The organism is Zoogloea sp., assembly GCF_023150065.1.
In the GTDB taxonomy this organism is placed as follows: Bacteria; Pseudomonadota; Gammaproteobacteria; order Burkholderiales; family Rhodocyclaceae; genus Zoogloea.
On the sequence record NZ_JAKLLN010000004.1, the window covers coordinates 23,000 to 48,197 of the forward strand.

General features: G+C 66.9%; 24 protein-coding genes and 1 pseudogene. 19 read left to right on the top strand and 6 right to left on the bottom strand.

All coding sequences use genetic code 11. The features are described 5' to 3' along the window. The first annotated feature begins 13 nt into the window (after positions 1-13). The 14 genes from L6Q67_RS06515 to L6Q67_RS06580 all read left to right on the top strand — a co-directional run bounded on the left by L6Q67_RS06515 (position 14) and on the right by L6Q67_RS06580 (position 13,541). A complete protein-coding gene (locus tag L6Q67_RS06515; RefSeq protein WP_108080580.1) occupies positions 14-388 on the top strand; it encodes a TIGR03745 family integrating conjugative element membrane protein in 375 nt (124 codons plus the stop codon). A gap of 12 nt (positions 389-400) precedes the next feature. Continuing rightward, a complete protein-coding gene (locus L6Q67_RS06520; protein ID WP_034005115.1) occupies positions 401-811 on the top strand; it encodes a TIGR03750 family conjugal transfer protein in 411 nt (136 codons plus the stop codon). Further along, positions 808-1,500 carry a PFL_4703 family integrating conjugative element protein gene (locus L6Q67_RS06525; RefSeq protein WP_010792125.1) on the top strand — a complete coding sequence of 231 codons (693 nt, stop codon included), beginning with the start codon at positions 808-810 and terminating at the stop codon, positions 1,498-1,500. Before L6Q67_RS06520 ends, L6Q67_RS06525 begins: the two co-directional genes overlap by 4 nt. Further along, the gene (locus L6Q67_RS06530) at positions 1,497-2,411 is read left to right on the top strand and encodes a TIGR03749 family integrating conjugative element protein (protein ID WP_073672131.1); all 915 of its coding nucleotides are present in this window, start codon (positions 1,497-1,499) and stop codon (positions 2,409-2,411) included. The genes L6Q67_RS06525 and L6Q67_RS06530 overlap by 4 nt, the downstream gene beginning before the upstream one ends. Then, positions 2,401-3,834 (top strand): TIGR03752 family integrating conjugative element protein, encoded by a 1,434-nt coding sequence (locus L6Q67_RS06535; protein WP_134240565.1) that lies wholly within the window; start codon positions 2,401-2,403, stop codon positions 3,832-3,834. Before L6Q67_RS06530 ends, L6Q67_RS06535 begins: the two co-directional genes overlap by 11 nt. After that, positions 3,815-4,249: a TIGR03751 family conjugal transfer lipoprotein gene (locus L6Q67_RS06540; RefSeq protein ID WP_012584734.1), complete on the top strand. Its 435-nt coding sequence runs from the start codon at positions 3,815-3,817 to the stop codon at positions 4,247-4,249. The genes L6Q67_RS06535 and L6Q67_RS06540 overlap by 20 nt, the downstream gene beginning before the upstream one ends. After that, complete coding sequence (locus L6Q67_RS06545) at positions 4,249-7,137, top strand: conjugative transfer ATPase (protein WP_296567081.1); 2,889 nt, start codon at positions 4,249-4,251, stop codon at positions 7,135-7,137. The genes L6Q67_RS06540 and L6Q67_RS06545 overlap by 1 nt, the downstream gene beginning before the upstream one ends. A 13-nt stretch (positions 7,138-7,150) precedes the next feature. Further along, on the top strand, positions 7,151-7,894 hold the full coding sequence (locus L6Q67_RS06550; protein WP_132657242.1) for a thioredoxin domain-containing protein: 744 nt from the start codon (positions 7,151-7,153) through the stop codon (positions 7,892-7,894). A gap of 195 nt (positions 7,895-8,089) precedes the next feature. After that, complete coding sequence (radC, locus tag L6Q67_RS06555; RefSeq protein WP_003292123.1) at positions 8,090-8,584, top strand: DNA repair protein RadC; 495 nt, start codon at positions 8,090-8,092, stop codon at positions 8,582-8,584. Positions 8,585-8,752: 168 nt separating this feature from the next. Next, the gene (locus L6Q67_RS06560) at positions 8,753-9,202 is read left to right on the top strand and encodes a TIGR03757 family integrating conjugative element protein (protein ID WP_296567089.1); all 450 of its coding nucleotides are present in this window, start codon (positions 8,753-8,755) and stop codon (positions 9,200-9,202) included. After that, a complete protein-coding gene (locus tag L6Q67_RS06565) occupies positions 9,199-10,143 on the top strand; it encodes a TIGR03756 family integrating conjugative element protein (RefSeq protein WP_296567092.1) in 945 nt (314 codons plus the stop codon). The genes L6Q67_RS06560 and L6Q67_RS06565 overlap by 4 nt, the downstream gene beginning before the upstream one ends. Positions 10,144-10,153: 10 nt before the next feature. After that, positions 10,154-11,560 (top strand): integrating conjugative element protein, encoded by a 1,407-nt coding sequence (locus L6Q67_RS06570; protein ID WP_296567095.1) that lies wholly within the window; start codon positions 10,154-10,156, stop codon positions 11,558-11,560. Positions 11,561-11,639: 79 nt separating this feature from the next. Next, a complete protein-coding gene (locus L6Q67_RS06575) occupies positions 11,640-11,993 on the top strand; it encodes a hypothetical protein (protein WP_296567098.1) in 354 nt (117 codons plus the stop codon). 15 nt (positions 11,994-12,008) lie between these two features. Further along, the gene (locus tag L6Q67_RS06580) at positions 12,009-13,541 is read left to right on the top strand and encodes a conjugal transfer protein TraG N-terminal domain-containing protein (RefSeq protein ID WP_296567100.1); all 1,533 of its coding nucleotides are present in this window, start codon (positions 12,009-12,011) and stop codon (positions 13,539-13,541) included. A 28-nt stretch (positions 13,542-13,569) separates the two neighbouring features. On the opposite strand, the gene L6Q67_RS06585 is transcribed toward L6Q67_RS06580, so the two are convergent. After that, a complete protein-coding gene (locus L6Q67_RS06585; protein WP_029133618.1) occupies positions 13,570-13,938 on the bottom strand; it encodes a DUF3742 family protein in 369 nt (122 codons plus the stop codon). A 223-nt stretch (positions 13,939-14,161) separates the two neighbouring features. On the opposite strand from L6Q67_RS06585, the gene L6Q67_RS06590 reads away from it, so the two are divergent. The 3 genes from L6Q67_RS06590 to mobH all read left to right on the top strand — a co-directional run bounded on the left by L6Q67_RS06590 (position 14,162) and on the right by mobH (position 17,887). Next, positions 14,162-14,920, top strand: a complete 759-nt coding sequence (locus L6Q67_RS06590) for a type IV toxin-antitoxin system AbiEi family antitoxin domain-containing protein (RefSeq protein ID WP_296567106.1) — start codon at positions 14,162-14,164, stop codon at positions 14,918-14,920. Beyond that, entirely contained in the window at positions 14,913-15,833 is a 921-nt protein-coding gene (locus L6Q67_RS06595; RefSeq protein WP_013721904.1) for a nucleotidyl transferase AbiEii/AbiGii toxin family protein, read from the top strand. The genes L6Q67_RS06590 and L6Q67_RS06595 overlap by 8 nt, the downstream gene beginning before the upstream one ends. Positions 15,834-16,036: 203 nt before the next feature. Next, positions 16,037-17,887 (top strand): MobH family relaxase, encoded by a 1,851-nt coding sequence (mobH, locus tag L6Q67_RS06600; RefSeq protein WP_054022056.1) that lies wholly within the window; start codon positions 16,037-16,039, stop codon positions 17,885-17,887. A 26-nt stretch (positions 17,888-17,913) separates the two neighbouring features. Here the strand turns inward: mobH and L6Q67_RS06605 are convergent, their stop codons facing one another. Further along, the gene (locus L6Q67_RS06605; RefSeq protein WP_003282197.1) at positions 17,914-18,213 is read right to left on the bottom strand and encodes a helix-turn-helix transcriptional regulator; all 300 of its coding nucleotides are present in this window, start codon (positions 18,211-18,213) and stop codon (positions 17,914-17,916) included. A gap of 106 nt (positions 18,214-18,319) precedes the next feature. Here L6Q67_RS06605 and L6Q67_RS06610 point away from each other — a divergent pair, with 106 nt between their 5' ends. Next, entirely contained in the window at positions 18,320-18,946 is a 627-nt protein-coding gene (locus tag L6Q67_RS06610) for a substrate-binding domain-containing protein (protein WP_025991876.1), read from the top strand. On the opposite strand, the pseudogene L6Q67_RS06615 reads toward L6Q67_RS06610, so the two are convergent. The 3 genes and pseudogenes from L6Q67_RS06615 to L6Q67_RS06625 form a co-directional block, all read right to left on the bottom strand. After that, positions 18,891-19,115: pseudogene (locus L6Q67_RS06615) on the bottom strand (Tn3 family transposase); the annotation flags it as partial. The gene L6Q67_RS06610 and the pseudogene L6Q67_RS06615 overlap by 56 nt on opposite strands. Before the next feature lie 12 nt (positions 19,116-19,127). Continuing rightward, complete coding sequence (gene lspA / locus L6Q67_RS06620; RefSeq protein ID WP_013721907.1) at positions 19,128-20,207, bottom strand: signal peptidase II; 1,080 nt, start codon at positions 20,205-20,207, stop codon at positions 19,128-19,130. After that, the gene (locus L6Q67_RS06625; RefSeq protein ID WP_224787484.1) at positions 20,204-22,525 is read right to left on the bottom strand and encodes a heavy metal translocating P-type ATPase; all 2,322 of its coding nucleotides are present in this window, start codon (positions 22,523-22,525) and stop codon (positions 20,204-20,206) included. Before L6Q67_RS06625 ends, lspA begins: the two co-directional genes overlap by 4 nt. Positions 22,526-22,687: 162 nt before the next feature. Here L6Q67_RS06625 and cadR point away from each other — a divergent pair, with 162 nt between their 5' ends. Next, the gene (gene cadR, locus L6Q67_RS06630; protein WP_013721909.1) at positions 22,688-23,131 is read left to right on the top strand and encodes a Cd(II)/Pb(II)-responsive transcriptional regulator; all 444 of its coding nucleotides are present in this window, start codon (positions 22,688-22,690) and stop codon (positions 23,129-23,131) included. Between the two features lie 35 nt (positions 23,132-23,166). Here the strand turns inward: cadR and L6Q67_RS06635 are convergent, their stop codons facing one another. Then, positions 23,167-25,020, bottom strand: a complete 1,854-nt coding sequence (locus L6Q67_RS06635) for an integrase arm-type DNA-binding domain-containing protein (protein ID WP_023085019.1) — start codon at positions 25,018-25,020, stop codon at positions 23,167-23,169. Between the last annotated feature and the right edge of the window lie 178 nt (positions 25,021-25,198).

Below are 25,198 nucleotides of genomic sequence, written 5' to 3' on the forward strand. Positions count from 1 at the left end.
AAGGCCATACGCCATGAACACTCCAACGACATCCCATCGCATTCCGTCCCGCATCGCCGCTCCGCTGCTGCCGCTGACGCTCGCGCTCGCGGGCCTGCCGCTGTCGGCCTTCGCGCAGGGCCTGCCGACCATGGAAGACCCATCGCGCGGCCAGGGCAGCGGCATCCTGCAGACCTTGCAGAACTACGGCTACGACATCGTGCTGCTGATCGCGCTGCTCGTGGTCGCCTCGATGTTCGTCGGTGTCTGCTATCACGCCTACACGCGCTACTCGGAGATCCACACCGGCCGCGCCACCTGGGGCCAGTTCGGCCTGACGGTCGCCGTGGGCGCGATCCTGCTGGTGGTCGGCATCTGGCTGCTCACCAAGGCCACCGGCGTGCTGTGAGGGCGGCAAGCGATGGCCGTCCCTTCGGAGACCCCGCGCGACACGCTGGTGACCTTCCTGCCGCACCGGCTGAATCGCCAGCCGGTGGTCGTGCGCGGGCTGACCGCCGACGAGTTGTGGATCTGCGCCGGCCTGTCGGCCGCCGCCGGGTTCGCGCTCGGCCTGCCCTTGGCCTGGCTCACGCACAGCATCGCCATGGTGCCCACGCTGATCGTCGCCGGCATCGCGTTGGGCGTCTTTGTCGGCGGAGGCTTCCTGCGCGCGCAGAAGCGCGGCCGGCCCGACACCTGGCTGTACCGGCAGCTCCAATGGCGGTTGGCCCTGCGGCATCCGGCGCTGGCGGCGCTCCTGGGCGGGCAGCGCCTCATCACCCGCTCGGGCTACTGGACTACCCGGCGCAACACCGATCGAGGGGCGCCATGAGCCGTTTCAAGAACGAGGTTGCGCACCTGCAGGCGCACGTGAAGACGTTGCGTCTGGGGGCCGGCGCGCTGTTCGTGGTGGCGCTGCTGCTCGGCTTCGGTTGGTGGAGTGCGCCGAAGAGTCTCACCATCCATGTGCCACCGGACCTGCGCTCGGGCAGCACGCGCAAGTGGTGGGACGTGCCGCCCGAGAGTGTGTATGCCTTCTCGTTCTACATCTGGCAGCAGGTGCAGCGCTGGCCCACGAACGGCGAAGAAGACTATCCACGCAACCTGCGCGCGCTGTCGGCCTACCTGACGCCGAGCTGCCGGGCCTTTCTGCAACAGGACTACGAGTACCGGCGCGCCAGTGGCGAGCTGCGTCAGCGCGTGCGCGGCATCTACGAGATTCCCGGCCGCGGCTACGGCGATGATCCGGCCACGCGCGTCAAGGTGGTTTCCGACCGCGATTGGATCGTCACGCTCGACGTGAGCGCGGACGAATACTACGGCTCCGAGCAGGTCAAGCGCGCTCTGGTGCGCTACCCCATCAAGGTCGTCCGGCTGGACATCGACCCGGAGCACAACCCCTTCGGCCTGGCGCTGGACTGCTACGCCGGCGCACCCCAGCGCATCGAACCGCCGCCGACGCCGACCCAGGCCGGCGCGCCCGCCAACGCCTCCGGCCATCTGCAGGGAGACTCCCCATGAAGCCCATTGCCTTGTCGGCCCTGGCCGGCGTCCTGCTGATCCTCGGTGTCGTGCCGGCCAGCCAGGCCGTGGAAATCCTGCGCTGGGAGCGCCTGCCCCTGCCGGTGCCGCTGGTGGTCGGCCAGGAGCGCGTGGTCTTCATCGACCGCAATGTGCGCGTCGGCGTGCCGGCCAGCGTCGGCGATCACCTGCGCGTGCAGAGTGCCGGCGGCGCGATCTACCTGCGGGCGAGCGAGCCGATTCCGCCCACGCGGCTGCAACTGCAGGACGTGGAATCCGGCGCGCTGATCCTGCTCGACATCGCCGCCGAGCCGGCGAAGGACGGTCAGGCGCCGCTGGAGCCGGTGCGCATCGTGGAAGCGGAAGCCCCCGCGAAGCGCTACGGCGGCGGTGCGGCAAGCGGCGCGGACGAGCAGGCCGACGCGCCCGCAGACAAATCCGTTCCCCGGCGCGAGACGCCGGTACCGGTCGTGCTGACGCGCCATGCCGCACAGAACCTGTACGCGCCGCTGCGCACCGTCGAGCCGGTCGCCGGCATCGGGCGCGTGAACCTGCGCCGTGGCCTCGCACTGGACACCTTGCTGCCGACGCTGCCGGTGCACGCGCGGGCATTGGCCGCGTGGCGCCTGGAAGACCAGTGGGTGACGGCCGTGCGCCTCACCAACACCTCGGCGCGTTGGCTCGACCTCGACCCGCGCGCCCTGCAGGGGAACTTCGTGGCGGCGACCTTCCAGCATCCGAACCTGGGGCCGGCCGGCACCCCGTCCGACACCACGGTGCTCTACCTGGTCACGCGCGGCCACGGCCTGGCCGAGTCGCTGCTGCCGGCGCTGAGCCCGATCGATGCCACCGCGAACCTGCCGCCGGCCGCCGCGGCCGGCTCGACCGGAGGAGCGCGCGATGAAAAGTAATCCGCTGCTCAAGTGGCTGCTGATCCCGATGGCGCTGCTGCTGGTGTTCGTCGGCGTCAAACTGTTCTCCGGCGCCCCCGGCGGCCAGCCCGCCCCCAAGGGCGCGGCCAGTACGCTCACGCCCGAGGAGATGAAAGCCCTGGGCATCGCAGGCGACACGCCGCGCGATACCGTCGCCACGCTGGTGGCCCAGGTGAAGCAGTTGCGCACCGAGCTGCAGAGCGCGCTCGGCGACAACAAGCAGCACAAGGCCGAGAACGAGCGCCTGCGTGCCCGGGAAAGCGCGATCGACCAACGCATCCAGAGCGCGCTGGAAGGCGAACGCAGCCGCCTGGAGCAGGAGCGCAATCAGGTGGCCAGCGACAGGCAGCAGACCCAGGGGCTGCTGCAGGATCTGCAGCGGCAACTGGACGGCCTTTCCGGCAAGGGTGGCCGGTCCGATCTGCCCGTCGGGCTGGGGCTGGAAGAGGGTGACGGCCAGCGCTTCAACCGCGGCGTCGGTGGCACGCAGTGGGTCGAGCCCGACGATGCCAAGGTCGACGCCAAGAACGCCAGCAAGGAGCCGAGCTTTCCCCTGAGCTTCGGGCCGGCCCAGAAAAGCCTGTCGGCCGCAGTGGAATCCGTCGCCGACGTCGGCAGCCGCGCGGTGGGCGCATCCACGAAGGCGGTCTACACCGTGCCGTCGAACTCGACGCTCATGGGGTCGATTGCCATGACGGCGCTGATCGGGCGCGTGCCGATCGACGGAACCGTCAACGACCCGTACCCGTTCAAGGTGTTGATCGGCCTGGACAACCTCACGGCCAACGGCATCGACATCCCCGACGTGGCCGGCGCCGTGGTCAGCGGCACGGCCTCGGGCGACTGGACGCTCTCGTGCGTGCGCGGGCAAATCCGCTCGGTCACGTTCGTGTTCCAGGACGGCACCATCCGCACGGTGCCGGAGGACAGCAGCAAGGGCGGCAGCAGCGGCGGCAACGCGGGTCACAACGGCGCCAGCATCCAAGGCGGCCTGGGCTGGATCAGCGACCCCTACGGCATTCCCTGCGTCAGCGGCGAGCGGCGCAGCAACGCCCAGCAGTACCTGGGCAGCCAGGCGCTCATCACCGCGGCCGGCGCCGGCGCGGCCTCGCTCATCAAGTCCGACAACGGCAGCGTGGCCGTGGTCGCCAACAGCAACGGCTCGCTGGGCACCGTCGGCATCAGCGGCAACGAAGCGATGGGCCGCATCCTCGCGGGCGGCGTGCGCGACATGGCCGATTGGGTCAACAAGCTCTACGGCCAGGCCTTCGCGGCGGTCTACGTGCAGCCCGGCGCCAGGGTGGCCGTGCATCTGGAGCAGCCGCTCGACATCGACTACGACGCCAAGGGGCGTCGGGTCCACCACCGCACCGGAGAAACCCATGCCTCGGATCTGGATTGACGCGGCCGCCGTGCTGCTGGCGGCCACCCTGCTCGGCGGCTGCGCCACCAGCAAGGAGAAGCTGCTGCCGCACGGCGACAACACCATGCTCGACATCTGGCATCAGGAGACCGGCGGCAGCGCGGGCGGCGGCCAGGCCGCCCGGCAACTGCTCGATGCGCGCCAGGGCCTGCGCCGGCCGCTGGTCGAGGCCGATGTACAGGCGGCGCCCGGCGTGCAGGCGCGCTACACCCGAACCGCGCAGAACGAGATTTACCGCCAGTTCCACCGCCTGCCGAACCCCGACCTGGTGATGTACGTGTTCCCGCACCTGGCGGGCACCGACCCGGTTCCGGTGCCCGGCTACAGCACGGTCTTCCCGCTCTACCAGCGCGTGCAGTACGCGATGCCGGGCGAGCGCGTGGAGGACTATTGATGGCCTGGTCGCTGCCGTGGTCACGCAAGCCCGACGCATCGCCTGTTGACGCCGCGGATACGACCGATGATGCCTGGGCACGGCACGTAACGGCCTTGGCGGCACAGGGTGTCGCCGAGCCGGGCAGCGCGCTCGGCCGGGGCCGGCGCAGACCGGCCACCCAGGCCGACCACGATGCGCTCTATGGCGTCGCGCCGTCGTTCGCGGACTTGCTGCCCTGGGTCGAGTACCTGCCCGACACCAAGTGCATGTTGCTGGAAGACGGCCAGTCGGTGGCGGCCTTCTTCGAGCTGGCGCCGGTCGGCACCGAGGGCCGCGAGATGGCCTGGCTGTGGCAGGCGCGCGATGCGCTGGAGAACGCCCTGCAGGATTCCTTCGACGAGTTGGACGACAACCCCTGGGTGGTGCAGCTCTACGCCCAGGACGAGGCCGACTGGGACAACTATCGGCGCTCCCTGGCGAACTATCTGCAGCCGCGTGCACAGGGCAGCGCGTTCAGCGACTTCTACCTGCGCTTCTTCGCCCATCACCTGCGGGCCATCGCCAAGCCGGGTGGCCTGTTCGAGGACACCACGGTGACGCGCCTGCCGTGGCGCGGCCAAGTCCGGCGCGTGCGCATGGTGGTCTACCGCCGCACGTCCGCGGCCCAGACCTCGCGGCGCGGCCAGTCGCCCGAGCAGGCGCTGACCACGATCTGCGACCGCCTCGCCGGCGGGCTGGCCAATGCCGGCGTGAAAGCCCGGCGTCTCGGCGCGGCGGACATCCATGCCTGGCTCCTGCGTTGGTTCAACCCGAATCCGACCTTGCTCGGCGCCACTGCCGAAGATCGGGAACGCTTCTATGCGCTGAGCCGCTACCCGGAAGAGCGGGAGGAGGGCGAGATCGAACTCGCCAGCGGCACCGATTTCGCGCAGCGCCTGTTCTTCGGCCAGCCCCGCTCGGACGTGCCCAACGGCCTGTGGTTCTTCGACGGCATGCCGCATCGGGTGATCGTGATGGATCGCCTGCGCACGCCGCCCGTGACGGGCCATCTGACGGGCGAGACGCGCAAAGGCGGCGATGCCATGAACGCGCTGTTCGACCAGATGCCCGAGGACACGGTGATGTGCCTGACGCTGGTCGCCACACCCCAGGACGTGCTGGAGGCGCACCTCAACCACCTCGCCAGGAAGGCCGTCGGCGAGACCCTGGCCTCGGAGCAGACCCGGCAGGACGTGCAGCAGGCGCGCGGGCTGATCGGCAGCGCGCACAAGCTCTACCGTGGCGCGCTGGCGTTCTACCTGCGCGGCCGCGACCTGGCCCAGCTCGATGCGCGCGGCCTGCAGCTCGTCAACGTGATGCTCAACGCCGGCCTGCAACCGGTACGCGAAGAGGACGAGGTGGCGCCGCTGAACAGCTATCTACGCTGGCTGCCGTGCGTGTTCGATCCGGCGGCCGACAAGCGCCAGTGGTACACCCAGCTCATGTTCGCGCAACATGCGGCGAACCTGGCGCCGGTCTGGGGCCGCAGTCAGGGCACGGGGCATCCGGGCATCACGTTCTTCAACCGCGGCGGCGGCCCGATCACCTTCGATCCGTTGAACCGCCTCGACCGGCAGATGAACGCGCATCTATTCCTGTTCGGCCCCACGGGTTCGGGCAAGAGCGCGACGCTCAACAACATCCTGAACCAGGTGACGGCGATCTACCGGCCGCGCCTGTTCATCGTCGAGGCGGGCAACAGCTTCGGCCTGTTCGGCGACTTCGCGGCACGGCTGGGCCTCACCGTGCATCGGGTGAAGCTCGCGCCGGGCGCGGGCGTCAGTCTGGCTCCGTTCGCCGACGCCTGGCGCCTGGTCGATACGCCGAGCCAGGTACAGACGCTGGACGCCGATGCGCTCGACGAAGACCAGACCGATGCCGGCATGGCGGTGGAAGGCGACGAGCAGCGCGACGTGCTCGGCGAGCTGGAGATCACTGCACGGCTGATGATTACCGGCGGCGAGGACAAGGAAGAAGCGCGCATGACGCGCGCCGACCGCAGCCTGATCCGCCAGTGCATTCTCGATGCGGCCCAGCATTGCGTGGCGGACAGACGCACGGTGCTCACGCGCGATGTGCGCGACGCGCTGCGCGAGCGCGCCCGCGACGCCACGCTGCCGGAGATGCGGCGCGCACGGCTGCTGGAGATGGCCGACGCCATGGATATGTTCTGCCAGGACGTGGACGGCGAGATGTTCGACCGGTCCGGCACGCCGTGGCCCGAGGCGGACATCACCATCGTGGACCTGGCCACCTTCGCGCGCGAGGGCTACAACGCCCAACTCTCGATTGCCTACATCTCGCTCATCAACACCGTCAACAACATCGCCGAGCGCGACCAGTTCCTGGGCCGTCCGATCATCAACGTGACGGACGAAGGCCACATCATCACCAAGAACCCGCTGCTCGCGCCCTACGTGGTCAAGATCACCAAGATGTGGCGCAAGCTCGGCGCCTGGTTCTGGCTCGCCACGCAGAACCTCGACGACTTGCCGAAGGCGGCCGAGCCCATGCTCAACATGATCGAGTGGTGGATCTGCCTGTCGATGCCACCCGATGAAGTGGAGAAGATCGCGCGCTTCCGCGAACTCAACGCTTCGCAGAAGGCGCTGATGCTCTCGGCGCGCAAGGAGGCCGGCAAGTTCAGCGAGGGCGTCATCCTGTCCAAGTCGATGGAAGTGCTGTTCCGCGCTGTGCCGCCCAGCCTCTACCTGGCGATGGCGATGACCGAGCCCGAGGAGAAGGCCGAACGCTTCCAGTTGATGCAGCAGCACGGCATCAGCGAATTGGATGCCGCCTTCCGCGTGGCCGAGAAGATCGACCGTGCGCGGGGCATCGAACCCCTGGCGCTGGGCACGTTGGCCTGACGGGAGCGACACGATGCGCATGCCTTCATTCGCCCGCCGTCATCCCTGGATCGGTCTGCTGATCGTGGTGACGATTGGGGTTGCCTCGTGGATGCTGCTGCTCGCGCCGCATCCGGCGACCGAGCCCGTGTCCCTGGCCGCCGTCGGGTCCGAAGCGTCGAAACCGGCCGGCCCGCCCTGGCTGTATGGCCGTGCCGATGCGCGCTTCACGGTGGTCGGGTACGCCGACCTGGAGTGCCCGTACTGCCGGGCCTACTTCCCCGCGCTCAAGCGCTGGATCGACGCCCATCCCGAGGTGAACTGGCAGTGGCACCACCTGCCGCTGTCCATGCACGAGCCAGCCGCGACTGCCGAGGCACGCCTGGCCGAGTGCGCGGGCGAGACGGGCGGACATGCCACGTTCTGGCAGGCCGTGGCGTGGCTCTACTCGAACACCCGTGGCGACGGCCAGGGCCTGCCGGAGGGCCTGCGCTATCCCGACCTCACGCCAGCCATGCAGGGTTGTCTCGACAGCGAGCGCCCCGATGCGGTCATCCGTGCCCAGGCGGTGGAAGCCGCACAGCAGGGCATCGCGGCCACGCCGGCCCTGCAACTGCGCGACCGCGAGTCCGGCAAGACCCTCCTGCTGCACGGTCCCGTCGAAGGCGATGCCTTGCTGTCGGCCATCGACCTGCTCGCCGCCGGCAACACGACCGTGGCCGAACCCGCCCATTCCCCAGACATGCCCGCCGGCGTCGCCGGTGACATGCCCAGGTAGCCATCGATCTTCAAGGCTGCGGCGCGGCTCGTCCGCGTTGATCGAAACCCGTTCGCATCGCATCCCTTGACGCGAACAGCCACCGCATCCGCGGTGGTGGATGCCCGCTCGTCACCTGTTCCATCCCCATCGTCCCCAGGAGGGTTTGCCCTCCAGGGGCAGGCGCCCTCCTATCTCATCCATTGGAGGTTCGCCATGTCTCTCGTCATCGCCGACTCCCGCCCGGAGTCGCTCACCCTGATCGCCGCCCAGCACGAAGACTGGATCATCCGGCAGGCCATCACCCTGCTGGAGAACCGCGTGTTCAAGGCCGGTCCGGCGCTGGGCAGTCCCGCCGCCGTGCGCGACTACCTGCGCCTGAAACTGGTCGCGGAGCCGAACGAAATCTTCGCCGTCGTGTTTCTCGACAACCAGCACCAGGTGCTCGCCTTCGAGCCGCTGTTCAAGGGCACGGTCGACCAGACTTCGGTGTATCCGAGGGTGGTGGTCCAGCGTGCGCTGGCGCTCAACGCTTCGGCGCTGATCCTGGCGCATCAGCACCCCTCGGGGAACACCGAGCCCTCGGCCGCTGATCGTGCGATCACCGAGCGGCTGAAGAGTGCCCTGGCCACCGTCGATGTCCGGGTGCTGGATCACTTCATCGTCGGCAAGGGCAGCCCGTACTCGTTCGCCGAAGCCGGCTTGCTGTAGCAGCACCAGCGGACGCGCATTCATGTCATCACCACGGGAGCCATTGGCTCCCGTTTCCTTTCGCCGACCCGCCGAGAAATCGGGACTGACCGGTTTCGGTTTCTTTGTCGTCCCCTGATCTGCGTTGCGCTCGACTACGAGTCTGCATCGACTCCGCGGAGGCGCGACATGCCGGCTCATTCCCTCAACCTTCCTGCCGCTTCGCGGCGCCCCCTGGCCACGAGGCTGGCCGCTGGACTGTGCGCCGCGCTGCTCGGTCCCATCGCGGCGGCCGCCGATGTGCTCATCGTCATCGACAGCCGTCATCCGGTGCAGGCCCCGGCCGGCGTGCGGATCATCGAGCTGGACCAGGCCACGCGCATCGAGGTCGAACTCGCCGCGCACCTGCCGGCCGACCCCCAACAGGCCGCAGCCGTGGTGCGGCAGCGGTTGCATGACGGTGGCGAGGCCCTTCAACGCCGCATCGGCCACGCCTACCAAGGTGTCGTGGATGCCTGGGGACTGGGCATCGCCAAGATTCCCGCCGTGGTGGTCGATCGACGCTACGTGGTCTACGGCGAGCCCGACGTGCCCCGCGCCGTCGCGCGCATCAACGCCTACCGGAGCACGCAGCCATGAGCCTCCTGCTGGCGTCCCGGCGTCTGCGCGCCACCGCCGCCTCGCTGCTGCTGGGCGCGGCCACATCGACGTTCGCCCTGGACACCGCCACCATCGTCTCGTCTGCGCTGTCCCCCGACTGCCTGGAGTACCGCGTCGCAGGTATTTGCTACTGGCTGTACTGCACGCCCTTCGGCTGCTCGGTGCGCACCTCCATCAAGGTGCGCCACTACGTCCCCGATGCGGTGGTGTCGAGCTACTCGAACACCGGCGAAAACCCGTGGCTGGAAGTCAGGGCGATGAGCATGCCCAACCCGACCGCGAAGGCTGGCGGTGACGGCACGACCAATAACGACAACGAGAACAACCTCGCCAAGTTCAAGAACGCCGATGTCATCGGCCATCCGGCCGGGATGGTGTTCAGCCAGTTCGCCAGCGCCTCCGGCTACACCTGCGAAGGCGCTGGCACGGCCTTCATGCCGTACCTGCTGAGCACGCTCGACACGATCGCCTGGCGCTACAACATCCCGGAAGCGTTCTACCCCGAAGCGCTCATCCCCGGCCGGCGCGAAATCGGTACGCGCACCGGCCTGAACCTCTGGGGCAACGTGTATCCCCGTGGTGGCTTCCTGCACCAGACCGACGACCACAAGAGCGGCGCCGTGGTCGCGCAGCGCGCGGGCGACATCGTGACGCGCCGCAACCAGATTCACGTGTACCAGCCTCTGCTGGCCAACGCCCGCGACGGCTACTGGCCGGCCGGCGCGCTGATGGAGACCGACGCATCGACGGGCAAGTGGCAGGAGCTGGCGCCCACGCTCTCGAACAGTTGCGTGGTCTTCCCGCACAGCCGCACCCGCGTGCAGGCCCAGCAAGGCGACTACGCCTGGGCCTTGTGGCGGCCTTACTCCTGCTGCCGGCGCCGTGGCCAGGTCTTCCTCGGCAGCGTCGATTCCATGTGAGGAACCCACGATGAACGCCTCCCTCCCTGACTTCCTGCACCGCGCGAAATCGCCCTTGCGGGCCACGCTGCTCGTGGCGGCCATCACGCTGGTCGTCGGCGTCGCCTGGGCGCAGACGCGCATCGATCCCAATGGCGTGAACGTCAGCGGCAGCGTGATCGGCGACGACGTGCTCTACAGCATCGGCGGCGGCCGGGCCGTGTCGATGGGTGGTGCCGGCAACATGCAGAGCATCGGCGTGGGGATCGGCTGGAACAGCAACCTGATCTGCGGCGACATGAGCATCACCACGACGCTGCAGAACCAGCTCAACGGCATCACCAACGGCTTCCAGACGATCATGAGCAACGTGATCCAGAACGCCACCAGCGCCGTGGCCTCGCTGCCGGCCCTGATCATCCAGCGCGCCGACCCGGGGCTCTACAACCTGCTGACCAACGGCATCCTCCAGGCACGCATGGACTTCGACCGCTCGAAGATGACCTGCCGGGCCATCGCCAATCGGATGGCGGACATGGCCGGCGGCCAAGCCGGCTGGGACCAACTCGCCGAGGGGATGGCGCTGCGGGATGCGGTCAGCAGCACCGATGCCGTCTCCGCCATCGAGCAAGCCGAGTCCAACAAAGGGAACAACGGCGTGCCCTGGGTCGGCGGCGGCAACGCGGGCGGCTCCGGCCAGAGTTCGATCAAGGTGGTCGGTGATGTGACGCGAGCGGGCTACAACCTGCTCAACGGGCGCAACGCCACCGATACCTCGTCGATCGCGCGCAGCGCCTGCGGCAACCGCCTGACCTGCCAAACCTGGTCCTCGCCCCAGGCGGCCGCCGACTGGGCGACCCGCGTGTTGGGCGAACGCGAGCAACGCACCTGCGAAAACTGCACGAAGACCCAGACCACGCCTGGCGTCGGGCTCACGCCAATGATCCAGGAAGAGTACGAGACCAAGCTGCAGGTGTTGCAGGAACTGGTGACGGGCGCCCGGCTGACGACGCTGGCCAATCTCGACGCGGCCGGCAGCAGTTCGCTGCCGATCACCCGCGGCGTGATCGAGGCCCTGCGTGACGAGCCCGACCAGGACGTGCTGGGCCGGCGCCTCGCGTCCGAGGCGGCGCTGTCCAGCGTGCTGGAGAAGGCCCTGCTGCTGCAACGCACGTTGCTGACCGGCAAGAAGGAGCCGAACGTCGCCGCCAACGAGCTGGCCGTGCAGGCGGTCGACCAGGAGAACAGCGCACTGGAGCAGGAGATCAACAACCTCAAGACTGAGCTGGAGCTGCGGCGCACGCTGGCCGGCAACTCGGCGATGGCGATCATCCAGCGCCACAGCACCCGCGCTGCCGGCTCGCGCGGCGTCTTCGAGGGCGACACCACACGTGACCGTCTGCGGGAAGTCCAGAAGCCGCGGAGCGGTACGCCATGAGCGCGCCCGCACGGCCGCCCGAAGGGCGCGCGAACCTCCCCAGGGGAGGATGTCGCGCTAGCGACAGGAGGGTAGTCCAGTGAACCGGCTGACCTGGCTGCGGCTGCCATGGCTGTTCAACCGCCGCATCGGCGTGGCGCTGTTGTGGACCTTGCTGGTGGTGGCCGCCGCGGTGGCGGTGAACATCGCCGGCATCCACGTCGTCGGCGGCGTCGAGGGCTGGCAGCACTGGCTGCAGGCGCATGCCGGCCATTTCTTCGTGTGGCGGCTGTGCCTCTACGGAGCGACGGCTTACGGCTGGTGGTGGATGCGTCGGCGCCTGTTGCGGCGGGAGCCGTCCTGCGAGACGCATCAGCGCCTGCTGCGCACGGAGGTCGTGGCCGTGATCGCCGTGGTCGCGCTGGAAGCCAGCCAACTGTTGCGGCACGGCTGAGACCGGGAGGCAGGCATGACGCTCTACACCACGGACTACCTGGAGTATTACCTGACCCTGGTGGCCTGGGTGGTCAACAACGGCATCTGGAGCATTCTCGTGGCCAGCGGCGTGTTCGCGCTGCCGTTCGTGGCCATCGTGATCCAGGAATGGCTCAAGGCCCGCAGCGAAGGCGCGGACGAGGGCAACAAGGGCGTGCTGTCGTCGATGCGCATCGAGAACCGGGTGTGGGTGGCGATCGTGGTCATCATGTTCGCCGGCATCCCGTTCATCCCGGTGGATCTCGCCACGATCAAGTTCGACACCACGCGCTCCGCGCAATGCCAGGTCAACGTCCCGTTGCCCAACGACACGGGCTGGTCCAACGTCTACACGGCGCTCAACGACCAGAGCGCGCTGGTGCCGGTGTGGTGGTTCTTCATGCACGCGCTGTCGAAAGCCGTGACGGGCTCCGCGGTGGCGGCGATCCCCTGCGGCACGGACCTGCGTCAGATTCGCATGGATGTGGATGCCACGCGCATCGACGATCCGGTGCTGGCACAGGAGGTCGCCGACTTCACGCACGACTGCTACGGGCCGTCGCGCGCCAAGCTGTTCATGAACCGGCCGACGCTCTCCGACGAGCAGATGAACGACGTCACCTGGATCGGGTCGAGTTACTTCCTCGACACGCCCGGCTTCTATGACACCTATCGCGCCAAGACCCCACGCACGGCCTGGCCCTACGACGCGACCCGCGATGCGGGGCTGGCACAGGTGGACAGCGGCGGCGGCTATCCGTCCTGCCGGCAGTGGTGGGCCGATGGCGGCCAGGGACTGCGCAGCCGGCTGCTGGCACAGGTCGCCCCGGACCTGCTGACCCGCATCGGGCGCTGGGTGGGCTTCCTGTCGCAGAGCGAGGTCAATGACTCGGTGATCCGCGCCGTGGTCTCACCGAGGCAGCAGAAGATGAACCAGGGCGCCGTCTACACCGACTACGGCGGCCAGATCGACAAGACGCTGCCGAACGTCGTCACGCGCGGCGCGAGCGACCTGGGGCTGACCGTCGGCTCGCTGGGCTTCTTTCCGGCGATGGACGTGGTGCGCCAGGCGCTGCCGATGGTGCTGACCATGCTCAAGATGGCGCTCGTCATCTGCATCCCGCTGGTGCTGCTGATCGGCACCTACGACCTGAAGACGGTGGTGACGGTGAGCTGCGTCCAGTTCGCGCTGTTCTTCGTGGACTTCTGGTTCCAGCTCGCGCGCTGGATCGACAGCACGATCCTGGACGCGCTCTACGGCTGGGGGTTTGGCGCGGACAGGCCGCACACGAACTTCGATCCGCTGATCGGCTTGAACAACGCCTTTGGCGACATGCTGCTCAACTTCGTCATGGCGATGATGTTCATCGTGCTGCCGACGTTTTGGGTGATGGCACTGGCCTGGGCTGGTGTACGGGCAGGCAATATTCTTGGAGCGCTTACCGTCGCTACCGGCGACGCAAAGGCGGCTGGAGGTAGTGGCTCTCGCCTTGCGATGACGGCTGCGTCGAAAGGCGGCGCGAAGTAAGGCGCATCCTTTCGCACCGATGGGGCAGCTACGACTCGTCAGAGTCGCCCATGTCGTGGCGCCACTCGTTCTTGTCGTACAGACCATGGCCGGAGTGTCCTTCACGCCACTCTGGCTGGTTCTCATCATCCGCATCGGCGTTCCGCGCGAGCCATGCGGCGACCACCGCAAAGGCAAGCAGCAGGACGAGCCAGGATACGGTGTAGAGCAGCACGCCAAGTACGGCCAGCTTGACGATCCAGAGCACCGCCGTGATCGCGCCCGCAGGCACCCCGCGCGTCACCAGCCAGCCGGCTACACGCTGCTCGCGGCGCAGGTATCCACGCCAGGCACGGCCAGCCCCCCGGCCCAGCCGGTGGCTCCAGCGCCCGTTGTGCGTGTTGGTGGTCATGCTCATATGCCTCGGCTTCAGTGGTGCCTCACCTCGCGGAGCGGCCGGTCGTGGCCTGCCCTCCAGCATAGACCGCGATCAGGAGGGCGGGTTGCGGCCGGCAGAGCCGGGTTGGCTCGGGCCGCAGGTCGATTAGATTCTGCACGATAAATCAAACCTAATGCTACTTTCCATGCACGTTCTTGCAATGGCTCTAGGGGTCGATTGGATTTTGTGTTATTTTTATAACATGGATGGAAATTCTCGGCACCAGGTAATCAAGCGACTGCAGGCGGGACTCCCCCGCGGGGCGCCGTTCGACCTTGCCACCCTGAGCCAGTTCGGGGTGTCGCCCCAGCTCGCCGCCCACTATGCCGACGGCGGGTGGCTCGTGCGCCTGGCCCATGGCGTCTATGCCTTCCCGAACGATGAGTTCGGGGTCTACGGTGCGCTGAAGTTCCTGCAACAGCGCGTGCCCGGCCTGCACGTCGGCGGCAAGAGCGCCCTGGCCCTGCAGGGGGTGCGGCACAACCTGGGCAGCCGGGAGGCGCTGGTGCTGTGGGGCGACGGTCGTTTCGCGTTGCCGGCCTGGTTCACTTCGCGCTTTCCGGCCCGCTATGTCCACGCCCGCCTGTTCGACTGGCCGGACACGGCGCTGGCCGGCAAGACCCTGACCACGCCGCCTAGCCTGCCCGAGGATCTGCGGGTGGCAGCCCCCGAGCGTGCCGTTCTGGAGCTGCTGTACGAAGCCGGCGTCAAGCAGAGCCTCGAAGAGGCCCGCAACCTCTTCGATGGACTGCGTTCCCCCCGCAAGGACTTGCTCGGGCAACTGCTGTCTTGCTGCGCCAGCGTGAAGGCCGTGCGCCTGTTCCTCACCTGGGCGCGCGAGACCAGCCTCGTGGATGTCGATGCCCTGCTGGAGCAGTACCCGGTTCGCACCGGCAGCAACACGCGCTGGATGAGCCGGCTCGATGACGGCACCTTGCTGAGCCTGAGACCTCATGGATAAGACCTACGCGGACACCGTTCGCCTGCTGCTGGCCGTCGCGCCCGACGTGTTCGCCAACGACATCTTCGCCATGAAGGGCGGCACGGCCATCAACCTCTTCGTGCGGGACATGCCGCGCCTTTCGGTGGACATCGACGTGGTGTACCTCCCGTGGCAGACGCCGCGCGACGAAGCGCTGCAAGCCATCAACCAGGAGCTGGCCGCCATCGCCACGCGCGTTGCGCCACTGGGCGTGCAGACACGCCTGGTTCGCGCCAAGGACCTGGGAGACACCAAGCTGATCGTCGAGAACGACGCCAGCCAGGTGAAGATCGAGGTCAACGTCGTGTTCCGAGGCAGCGTGCTGCCCGTCGAGCGGCGGCCGCTGAGCGCAAAGACCAGCGATCTGTTCGGCGTCGAGTTCGAGCTGCCGGTTCTGGCACCGGACGAGCTGTACGCCAGCAAGCTGGTGGCCGCGCTGGATCGGCAGCACCCCCGCGACCTGTTCGACGTGTGGCAGCTCTACGAATCGGGCGACATCAGCGACGGCATGGTCGAGTGCTTCGTGATCTATCTGGCGGGCCACAACCGGCCGCCCCACGAAGTGCTGTTCGGCAACGACAAGGACATCGCCGGCGAGTACGAGCGGGCCTTTGTCGGCATGACCGAAGTGGGCTGCTCCCTGGAGACACTGCTCGACGCTCGCGCCAGGGTGCGGCGCGAGCTGCCACAGCGACTGAGCACCGCGCACAAGCAGTTTCTGAGCGGGCTGGCGCGCGCAGAACCGGACTGGTCGCTGGTGCAATGCCAGCACGCCGCGCAACTGCCGGCACTGCGCTGGAAGCTCGCCAATCTCGAAACCTTCCGCAAGCGCCGTCCCGACGACTTCGCAGCGCAATCCGCCGCCCTCGACACCGGCTTGGGCCAGAGCTGACGAACATCCCGCAGCTTCCGGCTTGCCGGGATTGCCCCATGCCGCATTCATCGTGGCACCCGCGCAGCAGCGGCCCTATACCCAAAAGCTTCCGACAAAGGCCAAAGGGCTGGGAAGGGGCAAAGGAAGGGCGCCAAGGGGAAAGGCCCTATCCTGAAAAGGCCAAAAGGCGCCCCCGAGCAGCCCGTCATCCGGGGTTCGCCATGCTCTCGCTGTTCCAGCGCAAAAGGGTGCCACCCACCGCCGGCACGCCGCCCACCTCCGCCATCGAAACTCCGAAAGGGTCGATGCGGCCGGAGTCGGCCGCATCGCTGCTGGCCACGCCGCGCCGGCAGAAACTGCTGGAACACATCTGGCAGCGCACATCGCTCTCGCGCCGGCAGTTCGCCACGCTCTACCTCGCCCCACTGGAGCGCTACGCCGAGCTGGTCCAGCAGTTCCCGGCCTCCGAGAACCACCACCATGCCTATCCGGGCGGCATGCTGGACCACGGCCTGGAGATCGTCGCCTATGCGCTGAAGCTGCGGCAGTCATACCTGCTGCCTGCGGGCGTCACGCCGGAGGCACAGGCGGCCCAGGCCGAGGCCTGGACCGCAGGCACGGCCTACGCGGCCCTGCTGCACGACATCGGCAAGATTGCGGTCGATCTGCACGTCGAGCATGCCGACGGCAGCGTCTGGCATCCCTGGCACGGCCCACTGCGAAAGCCCTACCGCTTCCGTTACCGAAAGGAGCGTGAGTACCGCCTGCACAGCGCCGCCACCGGGCTGCTCTACGCGCGCCTTCTCGATCGGGACATCTTCGACTGGCTCAGCGGCTATCCCGACCTCTGGGCCGCGCTGCTGTACGTGCTGGCCGGCCAGTACGAGCACTCCGGCACGCTCGGCGAGCTGGTCGTGCAGGCCGACCAGGCATCGGTCGCCCAGGAACTCGGCGGCGATCCCAGCAAGGCGCTGGCGGCGCCCAAGCATGCGCTGCAACGCAAATTGCTCGACGGCTTGCGCTACCTGCTCAAGGAAGCGTTCAAGTTGAACCAGGCCGGCCCGGCGGACGGTTGGCTGACCCAAGACGCCTTGTGGCTGGTGAGCAAGACTGTCTCCGACAAGCTGCGCGCACATCTGCTGTCACAGGGCATCGACGGCATCCCGGCCAGCAATACGGCGGTGTTCAACGTGCTGCAGGATCACGGCATCGTGCAACCGACGCCGGATGGCAAGGCGATCTGGAAGGCTACCGTCACCAGCGACGCCGGCTGGTCGCACGCCTTCACCTTCCTGAAGCTCTCGCCGGCGATGATCTGGGATGCCGCCGACCGGCCGGCGCCGTTCGCAGGCCGTGTGCAGGTCGAAGAGGAACAAGCGGAGCCGACGCCGCAGGCGCCGGCGGTGGCTGATGGGCCGCGCGTGGAAGGCACCGAAGCTGCACCCGCGAGCGCGGCGCCGATCGCATCCGCAGCCATGGACACCGGCGTCGCAGCGCTGCTCGACCTGCTGGGCGACACCGCTCCACCCACCGCGCCGGAGACCCCGAGTTCCCCTGTTGCCGAGCCCAAGCCGGCCCCTTCGACCATGCCCCCGCCGCAGATGAGCCTCGCGCCTTCCCAGGATCGCGCGGAGCCCTCTGGGGCGCACTTCATGGCCTGGCTGCGTCAGAGCGTCCAGACGCGCAAGCTCATCATCAACGACGCCAAGGCCCTGGTGCATACCGTCGCCGGTACGACCTATCTCGTCAGCCCCGGCGTGTTCCAGCGCTACGCGCAGGAGTACCTTCAAGTCGCCGCGCTGGCCAAGCAGGAGAAGCTGGAGGGGTGGCAGTGGGTGCAGAAGCGCTTCGAGAAGTTGGGACAGCACCGCAAGCAGCCGAGCGGGCTGAACATCTGGACCTGCGAAGTCACGGGGCCGCGCAAGTCGCGCCGGCTGCACGGCTACCTGCTCGTCAGCCCGGATGCGCTGTTCCAGGAGACGCCGCCAGACAACCCATACCTGCGGCTCCTCAACGAGGCCGCAAAGCGCGAAGATTCAGCCCTTGGGGCCAAGGACGACGATCAGGCGTAGGCATGCGACCGCTGTGCGGGCCGGCTTCAATCTGCGGATGGGGCCGACTCCGCCAGCTTGGCTTCGGTCAGAGTCATCAAGTGGGCGGAACTGCATTTCAGCGCACGGGCAATCTTGAGGATGAGAGGGAGCGTGGGGACATGCTCGCCGCGCTCGATCTTGCCCATGTGCGACCGTTCGATGCCGGCCATGTGGGCCAGCGTTTCCTGAGCGATGCCCTGGTTGGTTCTTTCTTCCCGCACGGCAGCCCCAAACGCGATGGCTGGTTCCGCTTCGTAGGTAGTGGTGCCGGTGGGGCGGCCCCTTTGGATCGAACGCTTTGGCATTGCCAAGAGCGTCGAACACGGTCACGATTTAAACCACGTTAAACTTAACTCATTCAACGACTTCGAGATCAGTTGCCACGACTTCACCGCCTGGGGGGAGCTGGACGTGGAATCGAGTGACATCACCGCCGAAATTCGCATGGCCGTCCTCGGCGAATGGGTGCCTCCCCAGCTCGCCGACGTGCTCGCCCTGCAGCGCGCCGAAGAGCCGGAGACTCATGCCGTCCTGGCCGGATGGACAGATCCCGGTCGAGGCGCGGAGCTGCCGGGCGACGGCTTCGACTTCGCCTTGTCTGCGGCTGCCCGGCAGTGGCCTGGCTGGATATGCGAGCCGCTGTGGCATGACACGCTGGCGGTCGCCGTGGCCAAGCGCTCCCACCTGCTGGCCTACCGTGAAGTGCCGTGCGAGGAAGTGCTCAAGCAGCCCTTGATCTGCTCGCAGTCCACGGCCGATGAACCATGGCGCGTGACCGTGCAGCGCGTGTTCGAAAACGCGCTGCAGGAGCGGGAGCAAACGGTGGAGACATTCGATGTGGCGATGACGCTGGTTGCTGCCGGGTACGGGATCGCCATTGCGCCTGCCGCGAGACTGGCGAGCTACCTACGCCGAGGCATCGCCGTACGGCCGCTGGCCGGCGCACCAATGATCGTGATGGCTTACCTGCTCCGCCGCAACGCTACCTTGTCGGACACCCAGGCAAGATTCGCCCGCCGCGCGCGCTTGGTGTCCTGACTGATGCGCTGGCCTTCCCATTGATGCGTAACGGCCGGAACTGCACGTCTTCGGCCCTCCGGCTCTGCCGCCATACGTAGTCGCCGATCAAATTGATGTGCTCCCAGCCCAGCGGCGACAGGTATTGCAGCAACCCGTCGTCGATCCCGTTGCCGGAGTCGCGCAGCGCCTGCGTCGCAGCTCATCCTGACAACAATCTACCCTTGTTACCCTTGTCTCGAATTTCAAGGAACCTAGCGATCAAACAGCCGACTCCGATGGAGATCGCAACATCGGCGAGGTTGAACGCGGGCCAGTGCATGCCCTGCCAGTGGAAGTCGAGGAAGTCCACAACCTGACCGCGCAGCAGGCGATCCACCACGTTGCCAAGTGCCCCGCCAAGAATGAGGCTGTAGCCGACGGCTTCGAAGCGCGGCAGCGTCTGCTTCAGTTGTCGGATGAGCCAGACCGCGACGAGCAGTCCTAACGTGATGAAGAAGTAACGTTGCCAGCCACTCGCTCCGGCCAAAAAGCTGAACGCGGCGCCCGGATTGAGCACATGCACGAGGTTGAAGAACGGCGTGATCTCGACCTGTTTGCCATAGACGAACGCCCGTTCGATCGAGAGCTTGGCTGCCTGATCAGCAGCAACCGCTGCCGCAGCCACCCCGTACCACGGCAAGGCCGGCGCGAGCAGCCCCTTTGCGCGCGCCGCAGTGGCGAACGAGATCAGCCACCGCGAGAGCACGGTGCAGCCCAAGCCCAGCCCCCAGCCTGCCAGCACGTCGCCCGGGAAGTGCATACCTGCCGCCATGCGTGACCAGCCAACCAGGGCGGCATACATCAACAGGCAACCGCGACCGCGCCAGGCCAGCAGCGGCCACAACGCAGCGGCCACCAGCGCCGCGTAGGTCGCGTGCCCGCTGGGCAGGCTGTAATGCAGCTCCACAGCGCCGATGACATGCACCGCTGCGCCCAGCACCGCATGCGGGCGCGGAAAGTCGAGCCACCACTTCAAGGCCGACGCCGCCGCCAAGGCCAGCAAGAACGCGACGCCGAAGTGCAACAAACGGCTCCGCACTAGCCGAACGCGGGCCGGATCGGAAGATGCCTTTGACCATGCCCATAGGCCCAGTACGGTTAGGGGCGCGGTCCAGTAGCTGCCGATTAGGCTGAAGAGCGACGCCAGCGGCCACAGCACTGCGGGCGTCCCAGCATTGATCGCTTGAAATAGCGCGAGATTCAGACCGGCCCAGTCATACAGCACGAATTTCCAACTCATCGGCGCAGCAGCCTCAAGCCATTGCCCACCACCAGCAGGCTAGCTCCCATGTCGGCGAACACCGCCATCCACATGGTCGCGTGGCCGGTGAAGGTGAGCACCAGGAACACGGCCTTGATGCCCAGCGCAAGCGCGATGTTCTGTGTGAGCACCTGTGCCGTGGTGCGGGACAGCCGCACGAAGGTCGGAATCTTGCGCAGGTCATCGTCCATCAGCGCCACGTCGGCCGTCTCGATGGCCGTGTCGGTGCCCGCCGCGCCCATCGCGAAGCCAATGTCGGCACGAGCCAACGCCGGAGCGTCGTTGATTCCATCACCGACCATGCCGACCCCGCCGGACTGGGCAAGCGCTTCGATCTCGCGCAGTTTGTCATCGGGGAGCAGGTTGCCTTGTGCGCGGTCGATCCCGGCCTGTGTGGCAATCGCCTTGGCGGTGTGTGGGTTGTCGCCGGTCAGCATCATGGTCTGGATGCCCAGCGCGTGCAGTTCGGCCACGGCGCTCCGGCTGCTGTCCTTGATGGTGTCGGCCACTGCCATGAGCGCCTGCACGCCCTCGGGCTCCACCAGCATCACCGCCGTCTTACCCTCGGCTTCCAGTGCGGTGATGCGTTGTTCCATTGCGGGGGAGCAATGTCCCAGCTCGTCGAGCATCCGATGGTTGCCGAGGTGATAGGCCACTCCGTCGATCACGCCGCGCACGCCTCGGCCGGGCAATGCGGCGAATTCCGCGACTTCGCGCAGCGCCACGCCGTCGGCAAGGGCGGCTTGCGCGATTGCCTTGGACACCGGATGGTCGGAGCGGCTGGCCAGGCTGGCCGCGAGACTACGGGCGTGCTGGGGCGAAGCGTTACCCAAGGCAACGAAGTCGGTCTGCGCGGGCTTGCCGTGGGTGATGGTGCCGGTCTTGTCCAAGGCCAGCCAGCGCAGCTTGCGGCCCTCTTCCAAATACACGCCGCCCTTGATGAGAATGCCGTGGCGTGCCGCTGCGGCCAACCCGCTGACGATGCTGACGGGTGTCGAAATCACCAGCGCGCACGGGCAGGCGATCACCAGCAAAACCAGCGCCCGATAGATCCAATCCAGCCATGCCGCTCCCACAAAGAGCGGCGGCACCAGTGCGACGACCACGGCCAAGGCGAATACGGCGGGCGTGTACCAGCGCGCGAACTGATCCACGAAGCGCTGGGTCGGCGCGCGGCTGCCTTGTGCGGCCTCCACCGCATGAATGATGCGGGCCAGCGTGGAGTTGTTCGCCAGCGCCGTGACACGGTACTCGAACGAGCCTGACTCGTTGAGGGAACCCGCAAAGACGGGATCGCCTAGGCCCTTGTCGACGGGCAGACTCTCCCCGGTGATCGGCGCTTGGTTCACGGTCGAGCGGCCTTCTACGACCTCCCCATCGAGGGCGATGCGTTCGCCAGGCCGCACTCGCACCCGGCTGCCGATCGCAACCTGCTTGGCATCCACCTCGCGCCATGAGCCATCAGGCTGTTGCACCGTGGCTCGCTCCGGGGCCAGATCGAGCAGCCCCGCGATGGCGTTGCGGGCGCGGTCCAGCGACTTGGCCTCGATGACCTCGGCCAAAGCGAACAACACCATCACCATCGCCGCCTCCGGCCAGTGCCCGATCAACATGGCCCCGGTGACGGCAATCGACATCAGGGCGTTCATGTTGAGGTTGCGGTTCTTGAGGGCAATCCATCCTTTCTTGTAGGTGGACAGGCCACCGGTGAGGATGGCGACCAGAGCCAGAACCATCACCGACCAATGATTGCCGCCTTGGAGCCAGTACACGGCCTCCGCCGCAACAGCGGCGACTAGCGAGATGCCGAGCGGCCACCAATGGGTCGTGGTCTGCCCCGGTGCTGATGACGCAGGCGTGCGGTTGGCTTCTTCGAGCACTTGGGCCTCGAAGCCGAGCGATTGCAGAGCACCCAGCACGTCAGGCAGCACGGCTGGGGCATGGCGCACGGTGAGCGTGCGTTGCATCAGGTTGAAGTCGAGATCGATCACACCGGCCAGCGTGGCGAGATTGCTGCGGATCAGCGCCTCCTCGGACGGACAATCCATCTTGGCGATGGCAAGGCGGGTGGTCTGCACCGCCGAGCGGTCGTCCTGTCGCACCGCCTGCATATCGACAGCCGCCAAGGCTTGTTCCACGGGGGCCAACGACGCCAGGGTGTGCCGCACGGTCAAGGTGCGCCGCATCAGGTTGAAATCGAGCTCCACCACGCCGGGCACGCCGCCCAGCTTGCCCCGGATCAGCGCTTCTTCCGTGGGGCAGTCCATGTTCTCGATGTGATAGACGGCAACCGCCACCCCGGTAGTGGCGCTGGTCTGTGTTTCTGATTTGAGAACGGGAGCATCAGCACAACCGTACCCGCTTGATCCGCAACTCATAGCAATTCCTCGGCGTCGTCATTCGTTCAAATGCATTAAAATCCCTATAGTGGCTATAGGGTCAAGCATTGGAGGACCAGCATGGAAATCAGGATCGGCGAACTGGCGCAGCGCACGGGATGCGAGGTCGTGACCATTCGTTACTACGAAAAGGAAGGGCTATTGCCTGAGCCGGCGCGAAGCAGCGGGAACTATCGGCTGTACGGCGAGGAGCAAGTCAAGCGCATGCAGTTCATTCGCCACTGCCGTTCGCTGGACATGTCGCTGGGCGAGATTCGGACCTTACTGAACCTGTGGGACAGCCCCACCCAGGATTGCGGAAAAGTGAATGCCCTGCTGGATGACCATATCCGGCAGGTGGAGGCGCGGGTCGAGGCGTTGTTGCAGCTAAGGCTGCATTTGACGGCCTTGCGTGAAAAGTGCGCCGGCGCACGACCCGTCGAGGCGTGCGGCATTCTTCAAGGGCTCGTGAATTGTTCTTGCCATACCGTCAGCACCCGAGACGAGGCCAGCGCTGGCGTTTAGCGTACGATTTTTCCCAAATTCTGTGGCTTCCCCTGCTAGGCGACCCCGACTCGCGGCGGGGTCCATTCGCTTTCCTTCACGGCCGTGCTCACTGCCATGGCGAGCTTGTCGAGATTGCTGGCAGTCACGCCCTCCAGTGCCGAACGCCCCCGCAGCATCGAGCGCGGTTGCAGCAGTGCATGGTAGATCTGCCAAGGGTCCGCATCCCTGGTCAGCTTCAGGACGGACTGGATCAGCTCGTGCTTGAGCGGGTCGAGGTGCCAGTCCGGCACGCGCTGGCCGCGGTTGCCTACGTTCAAAGCCAGCAAGTTGCCCGCCTTGATCTCGTAGCTGATCCACCTGCGGGATTTGCCTGCCATCTTGGCAAACGCAGCGACGGGAAGGTTGTGCGGCGCTTCGAAGACATCGAACAGCTCCATCCGCTCGCGCTGAATGTCCGAAGGCACCAGCGGCGCGGCCGATCGAGGGGGCGGAACCGCCGGCAGCCGATGTGCGGCGGCAGAAACCAACGGCATGGCGTCACCCGGCTTTGTCACGAGCAGGATTGGCGAAGCAGCAACCGGCGTAGAGGGGGCGTTTGCGGTTTGCTCACTCGGGAATGCGGGCACGCCTTCCAGATGCACGGTGAGGGGCATGCTGGCCGCCTCGACCTGGTTCTGCTCGAAGAGGTCGAGCCGATCGGCCCAGTCCTGCATCATGCGGCGACGCTGCTCCACGTACTCGGCATGGTTGTAGGTCGCGCTGACCTTGTTGGGATCGACGTGCGAGAGCTGTGCATCCACCCAGACTTTCGGGTAGCCGATCTCGTTGAGCGCAGTGGACATCGTGCCGCGGATGCCGTGTCCGGTCAGGCGTTCCTGATAGCCCATGCGCTTGAGGGCACCATTGAGGGTGTTCTCGCTGATGCGCTTCTTCAAGTCGCTGTCGTGCCGGAACAGGTGGCGCTGGGCCGGCTTGAACTCATCGAGCAGGTGCCGGACGATCTCCATGGCCTGAATCGACAGCGGCACGATGTAGGGCGGGATGTCCTTCGCCTGCTGCCGCTTCTTGCGCATATCCAACTGGAGTTGCTTCACGACGTCGGGCGGGATGATCCACAACCCACGGTCCAGATCGAATTGATCCGGCATCGCCTGTCGCAGCTCGCCGGTTCGCACGCCGGTCAGCAGCAATAGCCGCAGCCCGAGCTGGGTCTGCCGCCTGCCGCGATAGCTGCGCAGCCGCTGCAACAGCTTCGGCAGCTCGGCCATGCGCAGGAACGGGTTGTGGTTGACGGGTGGCAGCGGCAGCGCCACCACATCGAGATCGGAGGCGGGGTTCTGCTCCAGGCCCGGCACGATCACCAGCGCGTAGCGGAACAGTTGGTTGAACCACGTCCTGACTTTCTCGGCGACGGAGAGCGCCCTGCGCTTCTCGATCTTGGCGATCACCTCCAAGAGGTCGGGACGCTTGATCTCATAGATCGACCGCTTGCCCAGGGCGGGCAGCACATCTTTGTCGAAGATGCGCGGAAGTATCGAGAGGGTCGTCTGCCGGCCTTCCTTGAGGCTGAGCCCGCGATGCTTGAGCCACTTGCGATACACCGCCTCGAAGGTGTTTTCGTCGGCGAGCCGGACAGCGGTGCGCTTCTGCTTGCGGTGAACGCGAGGATTGGTGCCTTTGGCCAGCAGGGCGCGCGCTTCGTCGCGCAGGCTGCGGGCCTCGCGAAGCGTCACCTCCGGGTAGGTGCCGAGCGACATCCGCTTCTGCTTGCCCGCCCAGTAGTAGCGGAAGTGCCAAGTCCTGCCCCCTGCAGCCGTGACGGCCAGGGAGAGGCCATCCAAGTCAGGGAGGGTGTATGCCTTGCCAGTTGCCTTGGCCTGTCGAACGGCCAGGTCTGAGAGTGCCATGCTCTTGCTCCTGAACATGAGTCAGGAACCAGATGCTGGTCACGTCGACCTCGCCCCTCCATCAACAATCCGGAATCAGCCGCGCCCGCAAAAATGGACTTGTTTGTGGACTTAAAAGTCCCGGCTGTAGATGGATCGCAGTGGACCGCGGCAGAACGTCAAAGAGAGGAAAAGTCCT

Coding starts and splice junctions, on each gene's coding strand:
- L6Q67_RS06515 (WP_108080580.1), top strand. CDS start 14: ATGAACACTCCAACGACATCCCATCGCATTCCGTCCCGCATCGCCGCT.
- L6Q67_RS06520 (WP_034005115.1), top strand. CDS start 401: ATGGCCGTCCCTTCGGAGACCCCGCGCGACACGCTGGTGACCTTCCTG.
- L6Q67_RS06525 (WP_010792125.1), top strand. CDS start 808: ATGAGCCGTTTCAAGAACGAGGTTGCGCACCTGCAGGCGCACGTGAAG.
- L6Q67_RS06530 (WP_073672131.1), top strand. CDS start 1,497: ATGAAGCCCATTGCCTTGTCGGCCCTGGCCGGCGTCCTGCTGATCCTC.
- L6Q67_RS06535 (WP_134240565.1), top strand. CDS start 2,401: ATGAAAAGTAATCCGCTGCTCAAGTGGCTGCTGATCCCGATGGCGCTG.
- L6Q67_RS06540 (WP_012584734.1), top strand. CDS start 3,815: ATGCCTCGGATCTGGATTGACGCGGCCGCCGTGCTGCTGGCGGCCACC.
- L6Q67_RS06545 (WP_296567081.1), top strand. CDS start 4,249: ATGGCCTGGTCGCTGCCGTGGTCACGCAAGCCCGACGCATCGCCTGTT.
- L6Q67_RS06550 (WP_132657242.1), top strand. CDS start 7,151: ATGCGCATGCCTTCATTCGCCCGCCGTCATCCCTGGATCGGTCTGCTG.
- radC (WP_003292123.1), top strand. CDS start 8,090: ATGTCTCTCGTCATCGCCGACTCCCGCCCGGAGTCGCTCACCCTGATC.
- L6Q67_RS06560 (WP_296567089.1), top strand. CDS start 8,753: ATGCCGGCTCATTCCCTCAACCTTCCTGCCGCTTCGCGGCGCCCCCTG.
- L6Q67_RS06565 (WP_296567092.1), top strand. CDS start 9,199: ATGAGCCTCCTGCTGGCGTCCCGGCGTCTGCGCGCCACCGCCGCCTCG.
- L6Q67_RS06570 (WP_296567095.1), top strand. CDS start 10,154: ATGAACGCCTCCCTCCCTGACTTCCTGCACCGCGCGAAATCGCCCTTG.
- L6Q67_RS06580 (WP_296567100.1), top strand. CDS start 12,009: ATGACGCTCTACACCACGGACTACCTGGAGTATTACCTGACCCTGGTG.
- L6Q67_RS06585 (WP_029133618.1), bottom strand. CDS start 13,938: ATGAGCATGACCACCAACACGCACAACGGGCGCTGGAGCCACCGGCTG.
- L6Q67_RS06590 (WP_296567106.1), top strand. CDS start 14,162: ATGGATGGAAATTCTCGGCACCAGGTAATCAAGCGACTGCAGGCGGGA.
- L6Q67_RS06595 (WP_013721904.1), top strand. CDS start 14,913: ATGGATAAGACCTACGCGGACACCGTTCGCCTGCTGCTGGCCGTCGCG.
- mobH (WP_054022056.1), top strand. CDS start 16,037: ATGCTCTCGCTGTTCCAGCGCAAAAGGGTGCCACCCACCGCCGGCACG.
- L6Q67_RS06605 (WP_003282197.1), bottom strand. CDS start 18,213: ATGCCAAAGCGTTCGATCCAAAGGGGCCGCCCCACCGGCACCACTACC.
- lspA (WP_013721907.1), bottom strand. CDS start 20,207: ATGAGTTGGAAATTCGTGCTGTATGACTGGGCCGGTCTGAATCTCGCG.
- cadR (WP_013721909.1), top strand. CDS start 22,688: ATGGAAATCAGGATCGGCGAACTGGCGCAGCGCACGGGATGCGAGGTC.
- L6Q67_RS06635 (WP_023085019.1), bottom strand. CDS start 25,020: ATGGCACTCTCAGACCTGGCCGTTCGACAGGCCAAGGCAACTGGCAAG.